Raw genomic sequence first — 2211 nt, forward strand, 5'->3', positions numbered from 1 at the left:
TGCCAGGTTAGCACGACCGAGCCGTCGCCTGGAACGGCGGCAATCTCCTGCGGAATGGCGGCCGTCAACGGCCAGAAAAAGCACAACGCCCCCTCAGGAACAGCAAGACACACCTCCGGCGGGCGTCCGACTGCCAGGGCGATATGGAGGGCCTGGGCCGGTGGTCGCTGCCAGGGCCGGGGAGCCAGCGTATCAACAGCGATGGTTTTGCCCAGGGCGTCGATGCGCTGCAGCACGTAACGCAGGCTGTCGATGCGTTGGATCTCAAAACGGACGGCTTCGCCCAGCGTGCGCTGGGGATGTTTGCGGGCAGCGATGAAGACGCCGAAGGAGAGGCCGTCTTGAAGTTGTGCTTCGGAGAGAGGGGATATGTCAGGGGCCAGTGCGCTGGCCATCACGACGTTGTCGGAGGAGGTGATCAGCACCCGCGTGGAATCAAGTGTTCCCAGTTGTTGAAGTTCATGGAGCACCTGCAAGAGGGCTTGCCGGGTGGTAGATTCGACGGGATCGGTTTCGGGAGCGGGTTGGGGGACGGAAGACCTGGGGATGCGGAATCGTACCTGCTGTCGGCTGTTCAGGCGGGCCAGGAAGTCGATGGCATCGCCATAGGCGACAATGCCTGCCTGGAAGGCAGCGTCGTCCAGGCTGGGAGGAAGTGTTTCGGCCAGTGTGGCAGGAAAAGTAGCCTGACGGCCTTTGACATCCTCCACCACAATGGCATAGGTGCTGTCGGACTGCGGGTGCAGCGCGATGCGGTACCATCCGGGGGGCATGTTCTCAGCGGGCCACAGGACGTTACCTTGCGCGTCATGTCGGGCCAGGTAAAGCACACCCAGTGTGAAGGGATGGGAGAGATTACCGGGAAGTTGCTCCGCAAGCGCAAGCAGCGCGGTAAGCTGAGGATCGAGATAAAGGGCCATAGAGGCGGTGTCGATGGCAACCTGGAGTTGGTCGGCCGTCTTTTGCAGCAGAGTGCTATGCTGCGCCCATATCCTGGGAGGCAGCCCCGACAGGACCAACCATACGATTAGAGCGCCACAGAGCTGTTTTGCACCTTGAATGCGGGTAACCGCTGATGCATATCTGGAGACTTTTCTCTGAAAAAGATGCGCTGACATGGCCCAGATGTTCGGTATAAGATTCAATCCGTGAAAACCCTCCAAGCATCTGCACATGCATACCGTATCACGGAAGGGCCACGCCAGCGGGCAGAGATGCGCTACTTACTGCTGCACTGAGGAGGCAATCCATCCGGGATGGTTTGCAGGGCGGGCTGAAAGATAATTACAGGGAGACAGGAGGAGGGCGGCTTCTGCAGCACAGATTCTGATGCAGCGGTGCAGTGAACCGAAGCATCTGACTGGCAATAGGCAATACGCTGGGGTAGTGGCCAATATTTGACGTAATAAGCAATGGGCCCTGAAGCTTGTGAACGCTGATGACCGTGGGCAGATGGGGAGGAAAGGGTTCCATGCTACTATAGGGAGTTTGCTTTCAGGTAAACCCGGCTCAGTCTCTGCCTTACAGGCATGCTAATAAAAAATCTGGAGCAAGTATGCGGAATTTGCAATAGACAAGTGATCTTTCTGGTCCCAATTGACCTGTTCCAGGGAAGCTGTGGCGCAGCATAATTCGGAGGATATGGATTGGGTGTGGTAGCATCTGTCGATTAACCGCCTCTTTTTCTGAAGCATTTTCTATAAAAAACATGGGAGTGTGTATTCCTGATTTTAAGGACTGAATGGCTGTGGTGACTGCTACGTGCTGAAAGCTATGCTCGGAAATGGCTACGTCCACATAATTCGCTGCTGGCTACCGACTTGCTGACGGGCAATACTGCTTCAAGTTACGCTAGCTGGAGGCTACCGATGTCTGAGCAGCATATGGTAGATTACTCCATAGCAATAAGGCTCGAGAAAACTTTTATTCGTTCGATGTGCATGGATCGTGCGTCCGCCTCTATTGACTGCTGGCGCAGGCTGCTTACGAGGTATCAAGGGGTATCAACGGCTCTACTCAATTTTGAGATATAGTGCACTTACCCCCTACTAAAACAATAGGGCAACCGCGGCCAACATTGTGGCCTACCAGCACATTCTTCGACTTTGTATACTTTGCCTTTAGGGCGGCTTTTAGCTACTTGACGAGGATGATTTTGCGTTGTTGGACGAAGCTGCCGGCCGTGAGGCGATAGAAATACAAGCCACTGGC

Annotated in this window: 1 protein-coding gene; it reads right to left on the bottom strand. The window is 55.4% G+C overall.

Going from position 1 to position 2211, the window contains the following annotated elements:
- Window positions 1-920: hypothetical protein (locus BUA15_RS13490; protein WP_143149633.1), on the bottom strand; the 920-nt coding region annotated here is incomplete at its 3' end.
- Window positions 921-2211: the final 1291 nt, after the last annotated feature.

This window comes from Rhodothermus profundi, assembly GCF_900142415.1.
GTDB classification, from domain to species: domain Bacteria; phylum Bacteroidota; class Rhodothermia; order Rhodothermales; family Rhodothermaceae; genus Rhodothermus; species Rhodothermus profundi.